The sequence below is a fragment of the Streptomyces sp. YIM S03343 genome (assembly GCF_054729195.1).
This window is the reverse complement of sequence record NZ_JBPUKX010000001.1, coordinates 299457-320424: the sequence shown is the minus strand read 5'-3', so window position 1 is coordinate 320424 and position 20968 is coordinate 299457. Positions and strand designations below refer to the sequence as shown.

General features: G+C 69.7%; 17 protein-coding genes and 2 pseudogenes. 4 read left to right on the top strand and 15 right to left on the bottom strand.

Translation table 11 applies throughout. The features are described 5' to 3' along the window. Window positions 1–25: 25 nt before the first annotated feature. From rbsD to ACSYGN_RS01465, 7 genes and pseudogenes are all read right to left on the bottom strand, one after another. Window positions 26–415 carry a D-ribose pyranase gene (gene rbsD / locus ACSYGN_RS01495; protein ID WP_460390981.1) on the bottom strand — a complete coding sequence of 130 codons (390 nt, stop codon included), beginning with the start codon at window positions 413–415 and terminating at the stop codon, window positions 26–28. Next, on the bottom strand, window positions 412–1314 hold the full coding sequence (gene rbsK / locus ACSYGN_RS01490) for a ribokinase (protein ID WP_460390979.1): 903 nt from the start codon (window positions 1312–1314) through the stop codon (window positions 412–414). The genes rbsD and rbsK overlap by 4 nt, the downstream gene beginning before the upstream one ends. Before the next feature lie 109 nt (window positions 1315–1423). Continuing rightward, a pseudogene (locus tag ACSYGN_RS01485) lies at window positions 1424–2260 on the bottom strand (D-ribose ABC transporter substrate-binding protein); the annotation flags it as partial. Window positions 2261–2479: 219 nt separating this feature from the next. After that, window positions 2480–3452 (bottom strand): annotated as a pseudogene (locus tag ACSYGN_RS01480) (ABC transporter permease); the annotation flags it as partial. Further along, window positions 3442–4980, bottom strand: a complete 1539-nt coding sequence (locus ACSYGN_RS01475; protein WP_460390977.1) for a sugar ABC transporter ATP-binding protein — start codon at window positions 4978–4980, stop codon at window positions 3442–3444. The pseudogene ACSYGN_RS01480 and the gene ACSYGN_RS01475, both read right to left, overlap by 11 nt. Then, window positions 4977–5993, bottom strand: a complete 1017-nt coding sequence (locus ACSYGN_RS01470) for a LacI family DNA-binding transcriptional regulator (protein WP_460390975.1) — start codon at window positions 5991–5993, stop codon at window positions 4977–4979. The genes ACSYGN_RS01475 and ACSYGN_RS01470 overlap by 4 nt, the downstream gene beginning before the upstream one ends. 156 nt (window positions 5994–6149) lie before the next feature. Further along, a complete protein-coding gene (locus ACSYGN_RS01465) occupies window positions 6150–6584 on the bottom strand; it encodes a hypothetical protein (protein ID WP_460390973.1) in 435 nt (144 codons plus the stop codon). Between the two features lie 507 nt (window positions 6585–7091). Here ACSYGN_RS01465 and ACSYGN_RS01460 point away from each other — a divergent pair. After that, window positions 7092–8084 (top strand): enoyl-CoA hydratase/isomerase family protein, encoded by a 993-nt coding sequence (locus ACSYGN_RS01460; protein WP_460390971.1) that lies wholly within the window; start codon window positions 7092–7094, stop codon window positions 8082–8084. 215 nt (window positions 8085–8299) lie between these two features. Here ACSYGN_RS01460 and ACSYGN_RS01455 read toward each other — a convergent pair whose 3' ends face one another. From ACSYGN_RS01455 to ACSYGN_RS01445, 3 genes are all read right to left on the bottom strand, one after another. Further along, a complete protein-coding gene (locus tag ACSYGN_RS01455; protein WP_460390969.1) occupies window positions 8300–9310 on the bottom strand; it encodes a cytochrome P450 in 1011 nt (336 codons plus the stop codon). 161 nt (window positions 9311–9471) lie between these two features. Then, entirely contained in the window at window positions 9472–9552 is an 81-nt protein-coding gene (locus ACSYGN_RS01450; protein WP_351572402.1) for a tryptorubin family RiPP precursor, read from the bottom strand. 539 nt (window positions 9553–10091) lie between these two features. Continuing rightward, on the bottom strand, window positions 10092–11699 hold the full coding sequence (locus ACSYGN_RS01445) for an MFS transporter (protein ID WP_460390967.1): 1608 nt from the start codon (window positions 11697–11699) through the stop codon (window positions 10092–10094). A gap of 198 nt (window positions 11700–11897) precedes the next feature. On the opposite strand from ACSYGN_RS01445, the gene ACSYGN_RS01440 reads away from it, so the two are divergent. Then, the gene (locus tag ACSYGN_RS01440; RefSeq protein WP_460390965.1) at window positions 11898–12557 is read left to right on the top strand and encodes a TetR/AcrR family transcriptional regulator; all 660 of its coding nucleotides are present in this window, start codon (window positions 11898–11900) and stop codon (window positions 12555–12557) included. A gap of 445 nt (window positions 12558–13002) precedes the next feature. On the opposite strand, the gene ACSYGN_RS01435 is transcribed toward ACSYGN_RS01440, so the two are convergent. Beyond that, entirely contained in the window at window positions 13003–14370 is a 1368-nt protein-coding gene (locus ACSYGN_RS01435; RefSeq protein WP_460390963.1) for an amino acid permease, read from the bottom strand. A 528-nt stretch (window positions 14371–14898) separates the two neighbouring features. Between ACSYGN_RS01435 and ACSYGN_RS01430 the strand changes: the two genes are divergently transcribed. Then, entirely contained in the window at window positions 14899–16149 is a 1251-nt protein-coding gene (locus tag ACSYGN_RS01430; RefSeq protein WP_460390961.1) for a hypothetical protein, read from the top strand. Between the two features lie 20 nt (window positions 16150–16169). Beyond that, window positions 16170–16781, top strand: a complete 612-nt coding sequence (locus ACSYGN_RS01425; protein WP_460390959.1) for a hypothetical protein — start codon at window positions 16170–16172, stop codon at window positions 16779–16781. 25 nt (window positions 16782–16806) lie between these two features. On the opposite strand, the gene ACSYGN_RS01420 is transcribed toward ACSYGN_RS01425, so the two are convergent. From ACSYGN_RS01420 to ACSYGN_RS01405, 4 genes are all read right to left on the bottom strand, one after another. Further along, window positions 16807–17097: a ferredoxin family protein gene (locus ACSYGN_RS01420; RefSeq protein WP_460390957.1), complete on the bottom strand. Its 291-nt coding sequence runs from the start codon at window positions 17095–17097 to the stop codon at window positions 16807–16809. Between the two features lie 11 nt (window positions 17098–17108). Next, on the bottom strand, window positions 17109–18410 hold the full coding sequence (locus ACSYGN_RS01415; RefSeq protein ID WP_460390955.1) for an FAD-dependent oxidoreductase: 1302 nt from the start codon (window positions 18408–18410) through the stop codon (window positions 17109–17111). A gap of 88 nt (window positions 18411–18498) precedes the next feature. Next, on the bottom strand, window positions 18499–19974 hold the full coding sequence (locus tag ACSYGN_RS01410) for an FAD-dependent oxidoreductase (protein ID WP_460390953.1): 1476 nt from the start codon (window positions 19972–19974) through the stop codon (window positions 18499–18501). Between the two features lie 57 nt (window positions 19975–20031). After that, complete coding sequence (locus tag ACSYGN_RS01405; RefSeq protein WP_460390951.1) at window positions 20032–20940, bottom strand: electron transfer flavoprotein subunit alpha/FixB family protein; 909 nt, start codon at window positions 20938–20940, stop codon at window positions 20032–20034. Window positions 20941–20968: the final 28 nt, after the last annotated feature.

The following is a 20968-nucleotide window of genomic DNA, read 5'->3' as shown; positions in this document are numbered from 1 at the left end:
GCGGCCTCACTCGGCGCGGTACGAGTCAGAAGAAGACCCCGCACCGCAGCAGCACATTTGCGTACGGCTGTGCCTCGCCCGTCCGTACGACGAGGCGGGCGCTCGCCGACAGTTCCTTCAGCTTCTCGTGCGGAACGAGGGCCAGCTCGGGAAAGTGCCCGGTGAGCAGTGCTGAAGCCGCCGGATTGGCGTCCTGCACCTCCGTCGCCGCCGTTGCGCCCTCGACGACCAGCTCGGACAGGAGCCCGTCCAGCACCTCGGCGAAGGACGGCACCCCGGCCCGGAAGGCGAGGTCCACGACCCGCGGGCCGTCGGGTATCGGCATGCCCACGTCGCAGACCAGCACAGCGTCGGTGTGCCCCAGCTCGGCCAGGGCCCCGGAGAGATGGCGGTTGAGAATCCCTGACTTCTTCACAGCGCCGCCACCTCGTCCGCCGTCGGGAACGACTCCTGCGCGCCCTGCTTCGTCACGGCCGCCGCCCCGACACGCGCCGCGTATGCCGCAGCCTCCGCCAAGGTCGCACCCGCGCCCAGCTTCCAGGCCAGGGCGGCCGTGAAGGAGTCACCGGCACCTGTCGTGTCCACGGCCTCGACCTTCACCGACGGAACCCGTTCGGCACCTGAGGAGGACGCCACCAGCGCGCCCTGCGAACCCAGCGTCACGACCACCGACTTCGGCCCCGTCGCCAGCAGCATCCTGGCCCAGTCCTTCGGTTCCTCGCCGGTGCACGTCTCGCCCAGGATCACCTTCGCCTCGTGCTCGTTGACGATCAGCGGATCACAGGCTGCGAGGATCTCGGCGGGGAGAGGACGGGGCGGGGACGGGTTCAGGACGAAGCGGCTGCCGGGCGCCAGACTCCGTACGACCTCCACGACCGTCTCCAGCGGGATCTCCAGCTGCGCCGACACCACCCGGGAGGCATGGAAGAGGCCGGCCGCCGCCCGGATGTCCTCAGGCGTCAGCCGGCCGTTGGCGCCCGGCGACACCACGATGCTGTTGTCGCCGGACGGGTCCACGGTGATCAGCGCGACGCCGGTCGGCGCCCCGCCCACCAGCACACCCACCGTGTCGACCCCGGCCGCCCGCTGTGAGTCGAGCAGCAGCCGGCCGTGCGCGTCGTCGCCGACCCGGGCCAGCAGGGCCGTTCGCGCGCCGAGGCGGGCGGCCGCGACGGCCTGGTTCGCGCCCTTGCCGCCGGGGTGGACGGCCAGGTCGGAGCCCAGCACCGTCTCACCGGCCGCCGGTCTGCGCTCGACGCCGATCACCAGGTCGGCGTTGGCCGAGCCCACGACCAGCAGCTCGTAGTCGTACATGAAACTGTCTCCCTGTACAGGTGAGTTGGAGCCGCACGTCGGCCGGTCGCACCGTGTGCGGGTCATACCGGGGTGGCCGGGCGGTGTCCCGCCCGGCCACCGTGCCGTGTCAGCCGCTGAACCCGTTCACGTTCTCGGACGTGACCACCTTCACCGGCACCTTGACCGTCTTCTCGACCTTCTCGCCCTTCGCGGCCTTGACCGCGTTCTGCACCGCGAGCTTGCCGAGTTCCGACGGCTGCTGTGCGACGGACGCGTACAGGGTGCCGCCCTTGACCGCGGTGAGGCCGTCCGGCGTGCCGTCGAAGCCGATCACCGTCACCGACTTGCCGGCCTTGCTGCCCAGCGCCTTGATCGCGCCGAGCGCCATCTCGTCGTTCTCGGCGAAGACGCCGGTCACGTCCGAGTGCGCCTGGAGGAGGTTGGTCATGACGTCCAGGCCCTTGGTTCTGTCGAAGTCCGCGGGCTGCTTGGCGAGGACCTTGATGTCCGGGTAGGCCTTGAGGCCCTCGGCGAAGCCCTGGCCGCGCTCACGGCTGGCGGAGGTTCCCGCGGTGCCCTGCAGGATGACGATCTTCCCCTTGCCGCCCAGCTTCTCGGCCAGGGACTTCGCGGCGAGCCGTCCTCCCTCGACGTTGTCGGAGGCGACGGTGGCGGCGAGGTCGGCGCCGTTGACCGTGCGGTCGGCGGCGACAACCGGTATGCCCGCCTTGTCGGCCGCCTTCACCGAGGGTGCCGCGGCGTCCGAGTCCACGGGGTTGATGATGATCGACTTCACGTTCTGGCCGGTGAAGTTCTGCAGCTGGTTGGCCTGCTGCGACGCGTCGTTCTGCGCGTCGGTCACGGTCAGGCTGACACCCTCGGCCTTGGCCTCCGCCTCGGCGCCCTTCTTGAGCTGCACGAAGAACGGGTTGTTGAGCGTCGAGAGCGACATGCCGATCTTGGTGTCGCCGGAACCGCTGCCTCCGGAGGCCGAGTTGCAGGCGGTGGCGGTGAGAGCGAGGGATGCGACGGCGGTGGCGATGACGGCGATCTTCTTCGTACGCATGGCTGCTTCCTTGCAGTGAGCGGGGTGGGGACAGGGGGTGCGGGAGAGAGGTGGGTGAGGGAGTCTGGCGACCGAGGATGAGGGAATGGGTGAGGGAATCGGGGGGTGGGGTTCAGGAGGCGCGGTGGCGCAGCGTGTCCAGCAGGACGGCGAGCGCGATGACCACACCGATGACGACCTGCTGCCAGAAGGCGGACACGGACAGCAGGTTGAGGCCGTTGCGCAGTACGGCCAGGATCAGGGCACCGATGAAGGTGCCGGAGGCCTTGCCGATGCCGCCGGAGAGGCTGGCACCGCCGATGACGACTGCGGCGATGGCGTCCAGCTCGTACCCGAGGGCGGCCTGCGGCTGTGCGGAGACCAGGCGGGAGGCGAGCAGGATGCCCGCGACGGCGGCGAAACCGCCGGACAGCGCGTAGATGGCGAGTTTCTGCTTCTTCACCCGTAGCCCGGACAGCCGCGCCGCCTCTTCGTTGCCGCCGATGGCGTACATCGAGCGCCCGATGTACGTACGGGACAGGATCACAGCGGTGATCAGGCCCATCGCCACCATGACCAGTACGGGCACCGGCAGCCAGCCGCCGAGGGTGTTGCCGAGCGCGGACACCGAATCGGGGAAGGCGATCGGGCTGCCCTGCGAGATGACCAGCGACAGGCCGCGGCCCACCGAGAGCATCGCGAGCGTGGCGATGAACGGTGGCAGCTTGCCGTACGAGACCAGCGCGCCGCTGACGAGCCCGCACCCGACGCCGGTGCCTATGGCCAGGAACACGGCCAGCCACACGGGCAGCCCCTGGGAGGTCGCCGTCCAGGCGAGGACGGTCGCGGCCAGTGCGGCCACCGAGCCGACCGACAGATCGATACCGGCGGAGACGATGACGAAGGTCACGCCGAAGGCCAGGATCGCGGTCACGGCGGCCTGCACACCGACGTTGAGCAGGTTCTGGGTGGTCAGGAAGTCGCCCGAGAGCAGCGACATCGCCACGGCCAGCACAATGAGGGCGCTGAGCGCGCCGTTGTCGAGCAGGACGCGACGGACCGCGGTGGCGCTCCCGGCGCCGCGGCTGGGCTTGAGCGTGTCAGTCGTCACGGCCGGCCTCCACTTCTTCCTTCATGTCTTCCTTCACTGGTGATGCGGCGACGGCGAGCGCCATGACCGTGTCCTGGGTCGCCTCGTGCGCGGGGAGTTCGCCCGCGATCCGGCCCTGGTTCATGACCAGGACCCGGTCGCTCATGCCGAGTACCTCCGGCAGATCGCTGGAGATCATCAGCACCGCGTGGCCCGCGGCGGTCAGTTCGTTGATGAGCTGGTAGATCTCGACCTTGGCGCCCACGTCGATGCCCCGGGTCGGTTCGTCGAGGATCAGCACCTTGGTGTCGGCGAGGAGCCACTTGCCGATGACGACCTTCTGCTGGTTGCCGCCGGACAGGGTGCGTACATGCTGACCGAGGCCCGCCATCCGCACGCCGAGCTGCTCGGCGATCCGGGCGGCGGCGGTGCGTTGAGCCCGGCGGTCCACCCAGCCGACGCGGCTGGCCGCGCGCAGCGTGACCAGACCGAGGTTCTCCTGCACGGAGGCGTCGAGGACCAGCCCCTGGCCCTTGCGGTCCTCGGGCACCAGGCCGACGCCGGCCGCCATGGCGGCGCCCACGTCATGGCGGGGCAGGCGGCGGCCGGCGACCTCGACCGTCCCCGAGTTGTAGGGATCGGCGCCGAAGATCGCCCGGGCCACCTCCGTGCGGCCCGCGCCGACCAGGCCCGCGACGCCGACGACCTCACCGGCCCGCACATCGAAGCCGACGTCGTGGAAGACGCCGTCGCGGGTCAGGCCGGAAACCGAGAGCAGGGGCGCTCCGGGGTCGGCCGCCTCGCGCGGGTACTGCTGCTCGATGGACCGGCCCACCATGAGCCGTACGAGTTCGTCCTGCGGGGTGGAGGCGGGTACCTGGCCGACGCTCCTGCCGTCGCGCAGTACGGTCACCCGGTCGCCGAGGGCGGCGATCTCCTCCAGGTGGTGGGTGATGAAGATGATGCCGACGCCGTCCTCGCGCAGCCTGCGCACGATCTGGAAGAGCTTCTCCACCTCCTCGGAGGTGAGCACGGCGGTCGGCTCGTCCATGATCAGGACGCGGGCGTCCAGGTTCAGCGCCTTGGCGATCTCCACCATCTGGAGCCGGGCGATGCCCAGTTCACGCACCTTGGCTCTCGGGGAGACGCGGACGCCGACCCGGTCGAGAAGCCGGGACGCATCCGCCTCCATCCGCTTTCGGTCGATCATCCCGAAGCGGCGCGGCTGGCGGCCGAGGAAGATGTTCTCGGCGACGGTGAGGTCCGGGACGAGATTGAACTCCTGGTAGATCGTGGCGATACCGAGGCGTTCGGCGTCCCGGGCGCCGTGGATGCGGACCTCCTGCCGCCCGGCGAAGATACGGCCGGAGTCCGGGCGGTAAGCACCGGAAAGCATCTTGATCAGGGTGCTCTTGCCGGCACCGTTCTCGCCGAGCAGCACATGCACCTCGCCGCGGCGCAGGTCGAAGTCGACGCCGTCGAGCGCGACCACACCGGGGAAGGTCTTCCCCAGGCCTTCGATACGCAGCAACTCGTCCGGGTTGCTCACGGTGTGCTCCTTCGGGTGGGGGAGGGCTCGCCGCACGAGCGGCGTACGACGAGACGGGCGGGGAGGGTGACGGACTTGGGGGGCCGCCCCTCGATGCGGTCGACCAGGGCGTGTACGGCAGCCCGGCCCAGTTCGCCCGTCGGCTGGGCGACCGCGGTGATCGGCGGATCGGTGTGCACGAACCACGGGATGTCGTCGAAAGCCGCGAGGGCGATGTCCTGGGGAACCCGCATCCCCTGCGCGCGGAACGCGTCCAGCGCACCGAGCGCCATCAGGTTGTCCGCGGCGAAGACGACGTCGGGCGGCTCGGGCAGCCGGAGGAACTCCTCGGTGACCCGACGTCCGCTGTCGGCCTGGAAGTCGCCCTGACCGATGTAGGAGTCCGGCAGTTCGATGCCGTACGCGTGCAGGGCCTCCCTGAAGGCCCCCACGCGCTCCCGGCCGGTCGTGGTCGCCGCCGGACCCGCGATGATCGCGAGCCGCCGGTGCCCGAGCCCGTGCAGATGCGCCACGAGGTCCCGTACGGCGGCCCGTCCGTCCGCCCGTACGACCGGCACGTCGACGCCCGGGATCCACCGGTCGACGAACACCATCGGCGTCCCCGCCCGCGCGGCCTCCAGCATCAGCGGCGAGCCGCCGTCGGTGGGGGAGACCAGCAGGCCGTCGATACGGCGGTCCAGCAGGGTCCGCACGTGGTGGTCCTGGAGGTCGGGCCGCTCGTCGGCATTGCCGATGATCACGCTGTAGCCGAGCGCCCGGGCCTCCTCCTCGACGGAGCGGGCCAGTTCGGTGAAGTACGGGTTGAGTACGTCGCTGATGACCAGCCCGAGGGTGTGGGTCTGGTCGGTGCGCAGCGAACGGGCGACGGCGTTCGGGCGGTAGCCCAGCCCCTCGACGGCGGCCAGCACGCGTGTGCGTGCGTCCTCGCTGACCGACGGATGGTCGTTCAGGACGCGCGACACCGTGGCGACGGACACTCCCGCCTCGGCAGCGACGTCCTTGATGCTCGCCATCGCCGCTCCACCTCCTCGTGGAATCGATTACATCGACGTGTGGGAGGATTGGAATCGATTACATGAGATCAAAGCAAGGGGTAGGACTGGCCGAAACCCAATCGTGACCGGAGGAGGGGCCCGCACGGACGGAACCGAACGAGGACGGATTACGCGTCAGCCGAGTGCGTCGATGAGCAGGCCGGGCATGAGAAACAGGGCGATTCCGCCGAGGGCGAGGATCATGCCGCCCGTCACGACGGTGATGAACAGGGAGGCGAAGGGGGCGCCCAGAGTGCGGCTGGTCCCGTTGCCCGGGACGCACCAGATCGTGCGAGTCGGACGCGGTCTGGCGAAGCGTGCCGACAGGCGCAGCGCGTGCTCCCGGCGGACGCCGTCGGGGTCGACGAATACGTAGACGACTTCCGGCCAGGGTCCGCTGCCCGTGCAGCCGACGTCCCTGTCGACGTACCGGGCTTCGACCCGGATCCCACGGGTCCAGGGATCCCATCTTCTTCGGCACCTGACGGACCACCACCTCCATGCCCCTGCAGGAGGGTTCCGTGCTCGCCACCGGGAGCTGGAGGTCTCCGGCACCTCCGGCTCAGCCACAGGTCGCCGGTGGTCGCTGTCCTTCGACGTCGCCCAGCCGGCCCTCGCGCGGGGCTGTGTCGATCCGGTCGGTGAGGTTGTCGCGGATCCCGGCCAGGTGTGGTCGCTCTACGGGGGAGACGATGAGGACGGGCACCGGACGCAGGCGTGTTCTCTCCCGCGTCGAGGGTCGACCTCACTTTCCGCCTCGCCTGTGAGTGTTGGCGGGTGTGACTGTCTGCGCAGGGTGCGGGGTTCGGTGGTGCAGGCCCGTTCGGTGTTCGTGTCTGTGGTGTTCGCGGGGCGGACTGATGAGAGATCTGCATTTCTCGATCCGCGTCCCAGGTCGGAGGCTGGCGTCGTGGTTGAAGCGTCCGGGATGTTGCCCGGGGGTGTGACCTGGGCCGGCCCTGTGTCGGGCGGGGTGTCGCCACTGTGTGTGTTCGCAATGACGAGGAGCGGGCTGTGAGCTGGTTCGGTGTCGTGTGAACGTCTGATACGTCTGATCACCCGAGAGGAAGACCTGCCATGATCCGTGGCAATTACGAGTCGGACCACGACAAGCGGAAGGAGCTCTCCCACGAGGAACTGGGGACGATTCCCCCGATGAAGTTCGAGGAGTACTCCGAGCGTCTGAAACACTGCTTCACGATGACGCGGACGAACGGCATCCTCGAGGCGCGTCTGCACACCAACGGCGACTCGCTGCAGTGGGGCGCGGCGGCGCACCAGGGTCTGCACTACTTCTTCAATTGGGCTGGTCGTGACCCCGACAACGAGGTGATCATCCTCGGTGGCACGGGCAAGGACTTCATGAAGGGGATCGGCCGGGTCGACAAGGAGGGGAACTGGCAGCCGTCGTACGAGTTCGCCTCCGACCCCGAGCACGCCTGGCGGATGTACGACTACCAGTACTACGACGGGACGAACGACATCGAGGGCCAGGTCTTCGACGTCGAGGTGCCGACGATCGGTGTGTGGAACGGTGCGGCCTTCCACACGGATCTGGTGCTGTTCTCCGACATCACGCTGGCGACCGAGGACGCCTGGACCACGGAGATGCACTTCCGGGTGAACATGGTTCCCGGCGACGGTATCGGGATCGCCTGGCGTGAGCTGATGGGCCGTAAGCGGTACGCGTACGCGGAGCTGACGGGTGAGATCATCACCGCCCGCAAGGCGCTGCAGCTGGGCATGGTCAACGAGATCTGCGACGACACCGAGGCGGCCTACGCCCGTGCCCGGGAGATCGCCGAACTGATCATGCACACCGGGACCCGGGTGACCCGTCGAATCACCACGCAGCAGCTGCGCAAGGCGTGGAAGGAAGACATTTCCAACGAGCTGCGCAACTCGTTCGCGGCGGAGATGTATGTGACCGCGACGGAGCACTCGCCGCACGAGGTGAGCTACTGGGAGTGGGCGCACGAGGAGGCGGAGCTGGTCAAGGCCGCCGAGAAGAAGGGCAAGGTCATCCGGCCCCGGCTGAACGGCGGTCAGGAGGAGGACGAGATCAAGTAGCACGACCCGGACGGCCCCGGTGGAGATGCCTCCACCGGGGCCGCCGGCCCGTCCCGGCCACCGGACCCCGACGGCCGGAACACCGCGCCGCAGACATGTCCCGCCGGGTCCTCGGGCACGGACGATCGAGGAGGCCGCCGGGCGACGCCGAGCAGCGCGGGGCTGCTCGCCGCTGCGGTCGGCGCGGCCCGGTCGGCTCGTCGTCCCGCCGATTGTCAGGCCGGGCGTGTCAGCCGTACCTCGTCCACGCCCAGCAGACCCAGGAGGGGGACCTTGGCGACCCGCTGGTCGGGATCGACCACCAGCCCGGAATCCCGGATCAGGCCCAGCAGCAGTTCGGCGAGTGGCATCACCATGTGCCGCCCCCAGCAGCGTTCCGAGGAGTGCCCGAAGGGCAGGTAGCCGGGAGCGGTGTCCGGGTCGAGGTCCTTCCAGCGTTCAGGACGGAAGCCGTCCGGGTCGTCCCACAGAGCCGGGTCACGGTGGGACAGCAGAGGCAGCAGCAGGACGTCGTCCTGCTCGCCGATCCGCTCGTCGATTGCCGGGTATTCGGGCGAGGCGTTGCGCAGGATGTTCCAGGAGGGCGGCAGCAGCCGCAACGACTCGTGGACGATGTGACGGTCGGGTGTGCCGTCGTCGAAGGGCGATCCCAGCCAGAGGGCGTTGGCGACGAGCGTGGAGACGGTGAAGCACACCGGGGCGGCCGCTCTGCGGTACATGCCCATCGCATAACGGCGCTCCTGGTAGCCGGTGGCCCGCGCCGCTCGCCCCGCGAGTCCGGTGAGCCGCTCGCTCGGCCGGGGCCAGCCGGGCAGAGCGGCGCCGACCGCGATGACCGACCAGGTGAGCTTGGGGGTCAGTTCGAGGTTGCGGCTCATGAGCATGCGCAGGCGGTAGGGGTCCTGCCCCAGGACGAGGTCCCGAAGGAACATGTGACCGGTCAGCGGCCAGGGACCCGAGAGGTCCACGTCGTCCGGCAGGGGCCTGCTCAGTGCTTCGCGCACGTCGTTGCCGATCGTGCGGGTGATGCCGGACGCCTCGCTGCGCGAAATGGAGCGTCCGTGCAGCGGTTTGAAGGTGGGGCGCTCTGTTTCCGTGGCACGGCGAGCGGCCAGGATGCGGTCGGAGACCTCCGGTCCCGATACTCCGATCGTGTCGGGTTCCAGCCGGAAGACGTCCTCGCCCACATGGTCGCGGATGAGGGCGGCGAGGCGCGGGGCGAACACGGTGACACGGGGGAGCGCTGCGGATGACGGAGACAAGGCGGCTCCGGAGCGGTAGACGTGAGGGGCTCGGGAGGGCTGCGCGGCTGTGCGTTGTCCGGCGCCGCCTCGGTTCAGGGCGCCGGACAACGCTGTCACCTCGGGTGCGTTGCAGCGGCAGGTGCTCAGTACCAGAGGTACCAGGCGTTCGCCTTGAGGCTCTTGGCGGCCGCGACCTTGTTGCGGATGGCGAAGAGAAGCTTCATCACTGCACCTCCTCCCAGGGATGGTCGGGTGGCACGGGCCGACACCGGGGGCGAGCCGGAGAGGGCACGTGCCGGTGGCTCGGGGAGACTACCCCCGTTCCGTCGTCGGCTAAGCGCAAGGCGGTCCAAGACTTGTTCAACGACCGCGAGTGCTCTCCGGGCTGGAATCGGCCAGTTCGCTTTCGGCGTCGCAGAGTTGCCACAGGTACTCGCTGTGCAGGCGCTCCGGGTCGTCGCTGGTGCAGGTGCGTGCTGCGACTGCTGGTGCCTGTGGGACCGGTGGCCAGGAACTTGTCGACGCGGTCGCAGAAGTAGCCCGGCGAGGCCGTCGAAACCGGTGCGGGGTAAGCCCGCGCCCGTCCCGGCGATAGCCGTGCTCGTCGGCTGGCCGCTCGGGTTCGTCCTCTTCACCCAGGTCCGCTCCGGCAGCGGCCCAACGGGACGCTGTCACCGCGACGACCAAGCGGCGGAGGCCGGGACACCGTCCCGGCCTCCGCCTGCCGTCCCTGCCGGCAGCCCGGCGGTGGCGGCCAGGCAGGTCACTGGCTGCCGTGGGCCGGCTGAGCCTCTTCGAGGGGCGCGCTGGGGAGTTCGTGCACACGGGAGCGACGGCCGGGCAGGACGAGTGCGATGATGACGGCGCCGACGGTCAGGATGATGCCGCTGACCACGCTCGTGTACGACACCGCATCGGAGAAGGCGCCGTTGGCCGCGTCCAGCAGGGACTGGGCCGCCTGAGCGCCGCCGCGCGGGCTCTGCGCGACCTGCTGGGCGACCGCCGGGACCGTGCCGATGGAGTCCTTCGCCGCGTCCAGCGCGGCGGCCGGAAGCCTGCCGCCGACCGCGTCGGTGAGATTGTCCTTGTAGGAGGTGGCCAGCAGAGAGCCCAGGATCGCGACGCCGAGCGTGCCGCCCAGCTCCACGCAGGTGTCGTTCACACCGCCGCCGACGCCCAGTTCGTTCTCCGGGAAGGCGCCCATGATGGCGTCGACGCACGGGGACAGGCTCAGTCCGACCGCCAGCCCCAGGATGATCAGCATGGGCACGAAATCGCGGTAGGTGGAGCCGCTGTCGACCGGCACCAGGGAGAACACGCCGGCTGCGCCGAGCAGCATGCCCAGGATCGCGGTGGCCTTCATCCCGATCCTCGGGGCCAGCCAGCTGGTGATGCCCGCGCCCACGAAGACCGCGCCGGCCAGGGGCAGCAGCCGGATGCCGGTGTCCAACGGGCTGTAGCCCAGGACGAACTGAAGGTGCTGAAGGGTGTAGTAGGCGGTGCCGAAGACACCGAGGAAGAACAGCACGACGACCAACGTGGCCCCGGTGAACTCCCGGTTCCGGAACCTGGACAGGTTCAGAACCGGGTTGGGGTGGCTCAGCTCCCAGTAGACGAACGCGGCCAGTCCCACAGCAGCGACGACGGCGGCGGTGATGGCCTTGACGCCCCAGCCGAAGTTCGGCCCCTGGATGATCATGTACACCAGGCTGCCCAGAGTCACGATCGACAGCAGGCCGCCCACCAGGTCCAGACGTCCCATGCCGTGCGCCTTCGACGGAGGCACGAGCAGAAGCGTGGCGACCAGGGCGACCAGTGCCAGTGGGACGTTGATCAGGAACGTCGAGCTCCAGGAGTGGCGTTCCAGCAGCAAGCCCGCCAGCAGCGGGCCGAGCACCACGGCCAGACCCGAGGTGGCGGTCCAGACCGTGATGGCCCGCTTGCGCTCGTCGGCCGGGAACATGGCAACCAGCAGGGACAGCGTGGCGGGCATGATCACGGCTCCGCCGACACCCATGACGGCACGCGAGGTGATGACCATGGAGACGCTGTCGACCATGCTGCCCATCACCGATCCGGCGGCAAAGATCAGCAGACCGACGTTGAGGGCCCCGCGTCGGCTGTACTTGTCGCCGAGTGCGCCGAACACGAGCAGCAGGGCGGCGCACGGGACGGTGTACCCGTCGATCACCCATTGCAGGTCGCTGTTGTCGAGACCGAGAGAACGGACCATGTCCGCGGCAGCGACGACCAGCGAGGTGTTCGCCATCAGCACGAGGAGCAGGCTGAGACACAGCACGCCCAGCCCCCACCATCGGCGGGCGTAGCGCCCTTCCAGTTCTTCGGCGGGAGTGGCGGCGATTAGGGGCATGACTCTACCTCCGTGAGAGGCCAAGCAGGGCTCACCTGCTCATTTGCTCATTCATGTGCAGATTAGCTTCTTGCTCATCGATGTGCAAATGTAAGATGGTGTCAGATCGACCGCCAGGCCCGGACCCGTGCCGCCCCAGCGGTGCCTCCGTCCGGAAGCCGGGCGGTACGGCCTGCTGGGCCCAAGGAGGAACCACCGATGGAGCGAGCCGTCACCTCTCGGCGACAGGGCAGCCGCCTGGAGTACAACCGGGCGCACATCCTGTCCGTGGCCCGTCGGGAACTCAGCATCAACGCCGATGTGTCGATGGATGACATCGCGCGGGCCGCCGGCGTGGTTCGCCGCACGCTGTACGGGCACTTCCCCGGCCGTGACGCCCTCCTGGACGCCCTGACGGAGGAGGCCTCCGCCGCGTTGGAGACCGTCCTCGACGGGATCCGCCCCGCCGCGGACCCGCCCGGCACGGCACTCGCCCGCTTCATGCTCACGATCTGGCCCCTGGGCGACCGGTACCGCATGCTGCTCGCGCTGGCCCGCCGGCACCTCGGCGACGAACGCTTCGCAGACCTGCTGCGACCAGGCCGGCAGCACATGGTCGAGATCATTGCCCAGGGCCAGTGCGACGACGTCTTCAGTGATCTCCTGCCGGCAGAGGCGCTCGGCCCGGCTCTCGAAGCCGTCTGCCTCTCCCTGCTGGAGAGCGTCAACACAGGCGTCTGGCGCGACCCCACCGGCGCGGCAGCAGCCACCGCCGTCCTCGTGGCCGCGGGGATGCCGTCCGACCGCGCAGCGGCCGTGGTGTCCGGGCTCAGCACACCCGGCCCGGCCTTGCCGCCGGACTCCGCCGGCCTTCGGTAACCGACCGAAGGCCACAGTGAGCCGCCGCGGGTGTCGGCCGTGAGTCCCTGCGGGCGTCGGCGCGGGTCCGGCTTCGCACAGACCCCCTCGCAAGGAAGCGGTCGGCGCGCCACGCGTCTTCACCGGCGGCCGCGCTGTCGCCGAGCGCCGTGCCCCAGGCCAGAAGTGCCGCTTTCGCGCCCGGGCTGGCAGCGCGGCCTCGATGTCAGTGGCGCGAACACCGCGCCCCCCACCTCGGCTGCAAGAAGTGCCTTACGGGCGACCGGAAGGCCCTCACGTGCGGGTGGTCACGTGAGGGGCCTGAGGTCATGCTGTCCCGGAGGCTGGTGTCAGGCGGCCTAGGAGTGTCCTGAAGATCTTGGAATCACGCCCGGTGTGCACCGCTTTATGGCGATTGACATTTACCGGCAATCTCGGGCGAGCCGGGTGGCCATTCAGCGTTCTTCTAGGCGCGGGCCCGCTGGCGGGCGTAGCCGACCAGGGCCAGGAACACTGTCATCGCGCCGGTCGAGTACAGCTGGACCCGGGTGCCCGGCTCGCGCGCCATCAGGACGAAGATCGCTGCCATGCCGGCCAGTGCCACCCACGTCAGCACCGGGAACGCCCACATCCGTACGGTCAGCTTCTCCGGCGCCTCGCGTTCCAGCCGCGTGCGCAGCCGCAGCTGTGAGACCGCGATGAAGATCCAGACGACCAGGATGACCGCGCCGATCACGTTCAGCAGCCAGGGGAACACGTCGTCGGGCCGCCAGTAGCTGAGCAGTACGCAGCCGAAGCCGAACATCGAGGAGACGAGGACCGCGGTCCGCGGCACGCCGCCCGACACCCGGCTCAGCGCCTTCGGGCCCTGGCCCCGCTCCACCAGGGAGTAGGCGATGCGCGAGGAGCCGTAGATGTTGGCGTTCATCGCGCTCAGCAGGGCGACCAGGACGACCACGTTCATCAGCTGGCCCGCTCCCGGAATGCCGAGGGCGTCGAGGGCGGCGACGTAGGGGCCCTTCTCGACGACCTTCGGGGAGTCCCACGGCACAACGGTGACGATGACGGCCATGGAGCCGATGTAGAACAGTGCGATGCGCCACATCGCCGTACGGACCGCGCTCGCCACGCCCCGTACGGGGTTCTCGGACTCGGCGGCGGCGATGGTGACGGTTTCCAGGCCGCCGTAGGCGAAGACGGAGGCGAGGAGGCCGACGAGGAGGCCGTTGGCGCCGTGGGGGAGGAAGTCGGTCAGGTTGGTGGTGCCGGGCGAGTCGGTGCCGGGCAGGACGCCGGCGATCGCCAGGGTGCCCAGGATCAGGAAGAGGCTGATCGCGCCGACCTTCAGCGCCGCGAACCAGAACTCGAACTCGCCGAAGTTCTTCACGGCGGCCAGGTTCGCCCCGCAGAACACCAGCATGAACAGCGCTACCCAGGCCCACTGGGACGTGCCGGGCAGCCAGCCGGTGACGATATTCGCGGCGCCGATGCCCTCCAGGCCGACAGCCGTGCACAGCAGGACCCAGAAGGACCAGCCCGCGGTGAAGCCCGCCCAGGGGCCGATCGCCCGCTCCGCGTGCGCCGAGAAGGATCCGGACGAGGGGTAGGCGGCGGACATCTCGCCCAGCATCCGCATCACCAGCATCACGAGGAGGCCGGAAAGGGCGTAGGCGATGACGATCGACGGGCCGGCGGCGGCGATGCCCGCCCCGGAACCTACGAAGAGGCCGGCGCCGATGACACCCCCCAGGGCGATCATCGACAGGTGGCGCTGCTTGAGGCCGTGGGAGAGGGCGACACCGCTCGGGTGCGTCTCCGTGGTGGTGCTGGGCATGGCGCGGCTCGTTGCTCAAGAGGGGGTAAAGGAACCCAATTCTGGGTAGCACACCCGTTCGCGTGACGGGGCTGCCCACCATGTGGACGCTCTGGACACCTGGGGTGCCCGCGCGGCTACGGACGCGTGGTACCGAGGGTCCCGAGGGACCGGCCCGCGCCACCCCGCGACAGCCCACCGGCACCGTGTCGGCCACCTGCAAGCCGTCAGCTGTGGTTGGCCGATCGGTAGTTGAGATGCTGGGTGCCTGGCACTGGCAGCACACGGAGCGGTCGGCGCCTCGGCCGAAGAGCCGGTTCTCGAGGATCTTGGTGCGGACGGCTCGGCCGAAAGGCCGATGCCCGAGGCGGCGGCCGCGGTCAAGAATTCAGATGACAGCCGGTCATACGCCCGTGACCCGGCCGAGCACGTATCCGTGCTGTCCATCCGCGCCGAGACAACTCTCCAGCTGTCCCTCGGCCCATGCCTGGCCCGCACCTCTGCGCGGTGGCGTCAGGCTGTCCCACCCCGAACGGAGACGTCACCCTCATGACAGTTGCCGACACGGTCGCGAGCCCTGTGCAGGGCGCCCTCCCGACGCAGCGGAGAAGCCACCGACGGCTGACCGATCTCTTCCACCACCGTCGTGTGCCGCTGCTCGCCACCGTGACGATGCTCCCGCTGTATCTCGTGTGGGCGTTCTTCCGTGCCAACGGCGGCGGTGACCTGGCGGCCCAGCAGACGTGGGCGCGCGTTGCCGCCGAGCACGGTGAATCGGCGTACGGGCTGTTCTGGTTCGGCGGGCTGCACACGGCGAACTACAGCCTGCTGTCCCCGTATCTGATGGGCTTCTTCGGTGTGCGCACGATCGCCGTTGCCTCCGGGCTGGTCGCGGGCTGGCTGGCCGCCGTCCTGTTCGTGCGATCCGGGGTCCGCCGCCCGCTGCCGCCCGCGCTGATGGCTGCGTTCGGACTGTGGGTCAACGTGGCGGCGGGACGGGTGACGTTCGCGCTGGGCGTCGCCTTCGCCCTCGCCGCGTGTGTGCTGCTGGTGAGTGAACGGCGCGTGGTCCTGGCCGCCGGCTACGCGATGCTCGCGACGATGGGCAGTCCGGTGGCCGGGCTGTTCCTCGTCGTCGCGGGCGCGGCGTACGGCCTGCTCCGCGACTGGCGGCGGGCAGCCGCGCTCGCGGTTCCGTCGTTCGTGGTCGTCGGAGTGACCACTGTGCTGTTCCCGTTCCACGGCGAGGAGCCGATGGCGACAGGGCGGACATGGTGGCCTGCCCTGCTCGGTCTCGCCGTGGCGGTGTTCGCACCTCGCGGCTGGCCGGTGGTGCGGCTCGGCGGCGCCGTGTACGCGGTGGGTGTCGTCCTCACCTATTTCGTCCCCTCCCCGATCGGCTCGAACGTCGAGCGTCTGGCTCTGCTGTTCGCTCCCGCCGTGCTGCTGGCCGCCTGGATCGCGACGCAGAGGCATGCCCGTTTCCAGCGAGGGGCCCTGGCCGTGGTGCTCGCAGGGTCCTTGTTCTGGCTGGGGTCGGGGACGCCGGTCTCCTTCCTGAAGGGCTCGAAGGAGGTGCCGGCGTGGGCTGCCGACACCCGCGGTCTCGTGCACGAGCTCGGCCGACTCGACGCGGGCCGCGCCCGGGTCGAGGTCGTCCCGGCCGGCGATCACCGCGAGGCCGCTGTGCTGTCCCCTCACGTCAACTTGGCGCGCGGCTGGAACACCCAGCTGGACATGGAGCGCGGCCGGTTCTTCTACGACGCACCTTCTCGGAGGCGGCCTACCGGGCCTGGCTGAACCGCTGGGCCGTCGGCTTCGTGGTGCTGTCCGACGCCGAGCCCGACCGCTACGGGGAGGCGGAGGCTCGCCTGATACGCCGCCTGCCCGCCTGGCTGGAGCCGGTGTGGAGCGATGCGCACTGGCACCTGTACCGGGTACGGCACGCGGTGCCGCTCGTGCCGGCGCCCGCAGAGGTCGTGAGCGCGACGGACGCATACCTCATCGTATGGATGCCGGAGCCGGGTTCGGTGACCGTGCGGCTCGCATACTCCCCATGGCTGCACACCGTCGTCAGCGTGGATGCGCAGGTCGCGCCGGAGCGGACCCCGGACATCCGGCCGACGACCGCCTACACATTCCGGCCCGCGGGGAAGGCCGACGTACCGATCACCGTGCTGCAGATCGGGGACGTCGTCGTGGTGGGCGTGCAGGCGGAGCTGTGCAGTTCGACCGGTCTGGAGATCGAGGCACAGTCGCCGTTCGAGCGGACGGTGGTCGCGACGGTCGTCGACGGCGCCGCCAAGTACATGGCCGACGCCCGCAGTTACGAAAGGATCACCTACGAGGCGATGAACTCCCGATACGCGCGTGGCTCGGCCGAAGTCGTCACCACGGCGGTCCTCAGCCTCCTGACCGAGCTGCGGGCCTGATCGCGGATGTCCTACGGGCGATCTGTCAGCCTTCTTGAAAGGTGATCCCGTAGCCCCCGCGCGGGTAGTGCCACGACAAGGTCCCCGGCGCGGCGACGGCCAGGCATGTCCCGCACTCCAGGCAGGCCGCGTAGGCGACGGAGATCGTGCCGTCGGGTTCCTCGGAGTAGACGTGCGCGGGGCAGACGCGGACCAGGAGCCTGCCGGTGCCGGTGCGGCGGGCTTCGTCCTGGTGCACCTCGATGTGGTTCTGCTCCTCGTCGAGGTGGTGGGAGTTGCGGGCCAGGCGTTCGTGCACGCCGCCCAGTTCGATCATCGTTCGTCCCTTCACAGCGCTCTCACCGCGGCCCAGCCGTCACGCACCAGCCGCGTCAGCCTCAGGTCCGTCCGCTTGAAGGCGGCGTACGCGGTGGGCAGCAGATGCTTTCGCGGGGTGAGGTTCAGGTCGTAGACCCCGTGGAGGACGTCGGCGAGCAGCAGGCCGTAGTCGCGGTACATGCGCGGGTTCTCCAGGAACGACGGCGCCTTGGCGTACGTCGTCATGTCCGCGTGGACGAATCCCGCGGCCAGCCGGGTGCGGTAGTGGTCCATGGCGGACTGGGAGAAGTCGCCGTCGGCGAGCGCACGGGTGGCGGTCTCCGCGGCCGCGATGGCCGAGCCGGCGGCCAGGTCCATGCCGCGGATCGTCAGTCCTGTGTTGAGTGTGAAACCGGCGGCGTCGCCGATCAGGAGCAGGCCGGGGCGCGTCAGGTCGTGCGAGACCATCTGCGGGCCGTCCTCGATCGTCAGATGGCAGCCGTACTCCAGCGGTTCGCCGCCGGCGAGCAGCGGTGCGATCACCGGGTGGGCCAGGAACCGGTCGTGGATGTCCGACGGCGACTTGCCCTGTGCGGCGAGGTCGTCCAGGCGCAGCACGACCCCGACGGAGACCGACTCGGCGTTCGTGTAGAGGAAGCCTCCGCCGGCGACGGCGTCGGTGCAGTCGCCGACGACGGCGTAGGCCGCGCCGTCGTCGCCGGTGACCCGGAAGCGGTCCTCGATCGTGGTGCGCGGCAGTCCGATGACGGACTTCACACCGACCGCCAGATGCTTGGGCGGTTCCTTGGCGCGCACACCTGCGTCCCGCGCGAGGAAAGAGTTGACGCCTTCCGCGACGATGACGACATGCGCGCGCAGTTCGTCGTCGCCCGCCCGTACGCCGACCACTTGGGGGCCGTCGTGGAGGAGGCTGTCGACGCGTAGGCCGGGCATCACCATGACGCCGGCTTCCTCGCACCGGCCCGCCAGCCACGGGTCGAGCCGGGCCCGCAATACCGTGACGGCGTTGACCGGGTCGGCCAGCCGGTCGTCCCAGTAGTCGATGTTCACGTGCGACGTCGGGTTGAGGAAGCTCAGCACATTGCGTGTGATCCGGCGTTCGACCGGCGCCTGTTCGGTAAAGCCGGGGAAGACCTGCTCCATCACCCGGCAGTAGAACACTCCGCCGGACAGGTTCTTCGCTCCGGGCTCGACGCCCCGTTCGAGGAGTACGACCTGATGGCCCGCCCGGGCCAGTTGGTAGGCGCAGACGCACCCGGCGACTCCGGCGCCCACCACGATGACGTCGAAGTCGACGTCGGCCTCACTCATTCACTTGCTCCTGGTCTTCCTGTGCTGCGCGACCGGTCGTGGCAAGAAGGACCGTTGCCCGGGCCACGACCGGTCGCGACGGCGTGTCCTACAGAACGCCCGCTCCGATCCGTTCGGCGATGTCGTCCGCGGTCAGCCAGCCGGACGTCAGGGCGAACCCGTTGGCCGAGCCGGGGACGGGCAGCGCGTACGACTCGCCGTACAGGCCGCCGGCGTCGCAGCCGACCGAGTACAGGCCGGGGATGGGGGTGCCCTGCTTGTCGAGGCAGCGCATATGGTCGTCGATCCTGATGGCGCCCATCGTGATCATGATCCCGGTCTCCATCTTGATCGCGTAGAACGGGCCGTTCTCGACGGGCAGCAGGTACTTGGCCGGCTTGTGGAACCGGTCGTCCTCTCCCTTGTGGCAGGCGGCGTTGTAGGCGTCCACCTCGGCGCGCAGGACGGCGGGTTCGACGCCCATCCTGGCGGCGAGGTCCTCGATGGTCTCGGCCTTGTGGACGTTGGTGCGGGCCTCCTCGGCGGCGTCCGCCTCGATCTCGGCCGGCAGGTTCACCAGCTTCTCGCGGTTGCGGACGTAGATGCCGAGCCCGATCTCGTTGCCCTCCTCGACCAGGTGGCGGATCGCACCGGTGTCGAGCACGGACCAGAACATCGCCCCGGGAAGCCCGGCGACCACGTCGCCGGCGTTGCCGAAGGCGAGGCTGACCACCTCGTCGGTGAACCGCCTGCCGTGGAGGTCGACCCAGAAGTAGGGCTGGAATCCGGCGGCGTTGGTGTGACTGGTGATGGTCTTGTCCCGCATCACAGGGAACAGCAGCAACGTGCCGATCGACGGGTGCTCGATGCCGCCGGCCTCCAGGACCATCCGCAGGCCGTCGCCGGAGTTGCCCGGGCCGCCGACGTTGATGAGCTTGTCGCCGATGCCGTCGTAGCGGGTGTACTTGTCGATCAGGTCCGGGTCACAGGCATAGCCGCCGGTGCCGATGACCACGGCCTTGGCCCCGAGGCGTACCTCCTCGCCGTCGGAGTCCCTGGCGAGCACGCCGACGATCCTGCCGGTCTCGTCCTTCAGGATGCCGGTCGCGGCGGTGCTCAGGAAGATGTCGACGCCGCGGTTGCGCGCGTCGGCCTCCAGCAGCTCGATGACGCGAGCCACCTCGCCTTCCGGCAGGTGCCAGGTGACGAGCTCGCCCGGCTGGTCGAGCGCGGTGACGGTGACGTCCTCGTAGACGGCGCCGACCTCGTCGCGCATCTTGACGATCGTCGTGGCGGCGTTCTCGACGTACCGGCTGACGATCGACGGGTCCGCGCGCCAGTGGGAGTAGTCGAGGTAGGTGTCGAACGCCTGCCGCTTGGTGACGGTGATGCCGCGCTTGGCCTGCTCGTCGGACTCGAACGCGGCATGCCCCTCGGCGAACGCCGAACTGCCGCCCGTACGGGCCTCCTTCTCGAGCAGCGCACAGGTCAGACCGTTCTTGGCCGCCTGTACGACACACGACAGCCCCGATGCCCCGCCGCCGATGACGACGACGTCGTAACTGGAGTCGAACTGCTCACTCATGACGTTCTCCTTGCTCGTTGCGGGGGTTTCCCCTGCCCGGGTTCCCCGTCGGGGGTTTCACCGCTGCAGTTCCGCGATCAGCTCGGGCACCACGTCGTACAGATCGCCTACGACGCCGTAGTCGGCGGAGCGGAAGATCCGCGCCTCGGGGTCGTTGTTGACGGCGACGACGACCTTGGCGCCGCGCACGCCTTCCATGTGCTGGGGTGCGCCGGAGATGCCCACGGCGAGGTACAGCCGTGGGGAGATGTGCTGACCGGACCGTCCGACGTACCGGTTCTTGGCGAGCCAGCCGAGGTCGTCGGCGACCGGCATCGAGCAGGCGACCTCGGCGCCCAGTGCGGCGGCCAGCTGCTCGACGAGCGTGACGTCGGCCTTCTGCCGCACGCCACGTCCGAACGACACGACGATCCGCGCGTCGCCGATCCCGCCCGCCGCCTCGGCCGGTTCGGTACCGGCCACGGTCATGGCGGAGGCATCTGCGGCGGTCTTGCGTACGGCTCCGGGGTCCGCGTCCGCAGCCATGTCGTCGTCGGTGTCGTCGCCCGCCAGGATCACCGCGAGCGGATTGCTTCCGACGAGGGTCTCGACGGCCTCCCCGCCGAGTACCGCGCGCCGTACCGTCCACGGGTCGCCGTCGAGAACCTCGACGACCCCGGGAACGACGGTGGCCCCGATCGTCGCGGCGGCGGCGCCGAGCAGTACCCGCGCCGCCGGATCGGCCGTGCTCACCAGCAGCGTCGGGTGGGCGGCCGCCACCTGCTCGGCCAGGCCGGCCGCATACGCCTCGGCAGGCGTGTCGGGGGCGGGCTCCACCCACACGACCTGTGCTCCGGACGTCGCGACACGGTCGGCGAGTGCCTGAGGACCGACGACGGCGACGGTGACCGACCCTCCGGTACGGCCGGCGGCGCCGAGTGCGGCATTCCACTTCTCGTCGGTCACGAAGACCCAGATGTCAGCCATCGGCCTTGCCGTCCTTCCCGATCACGGA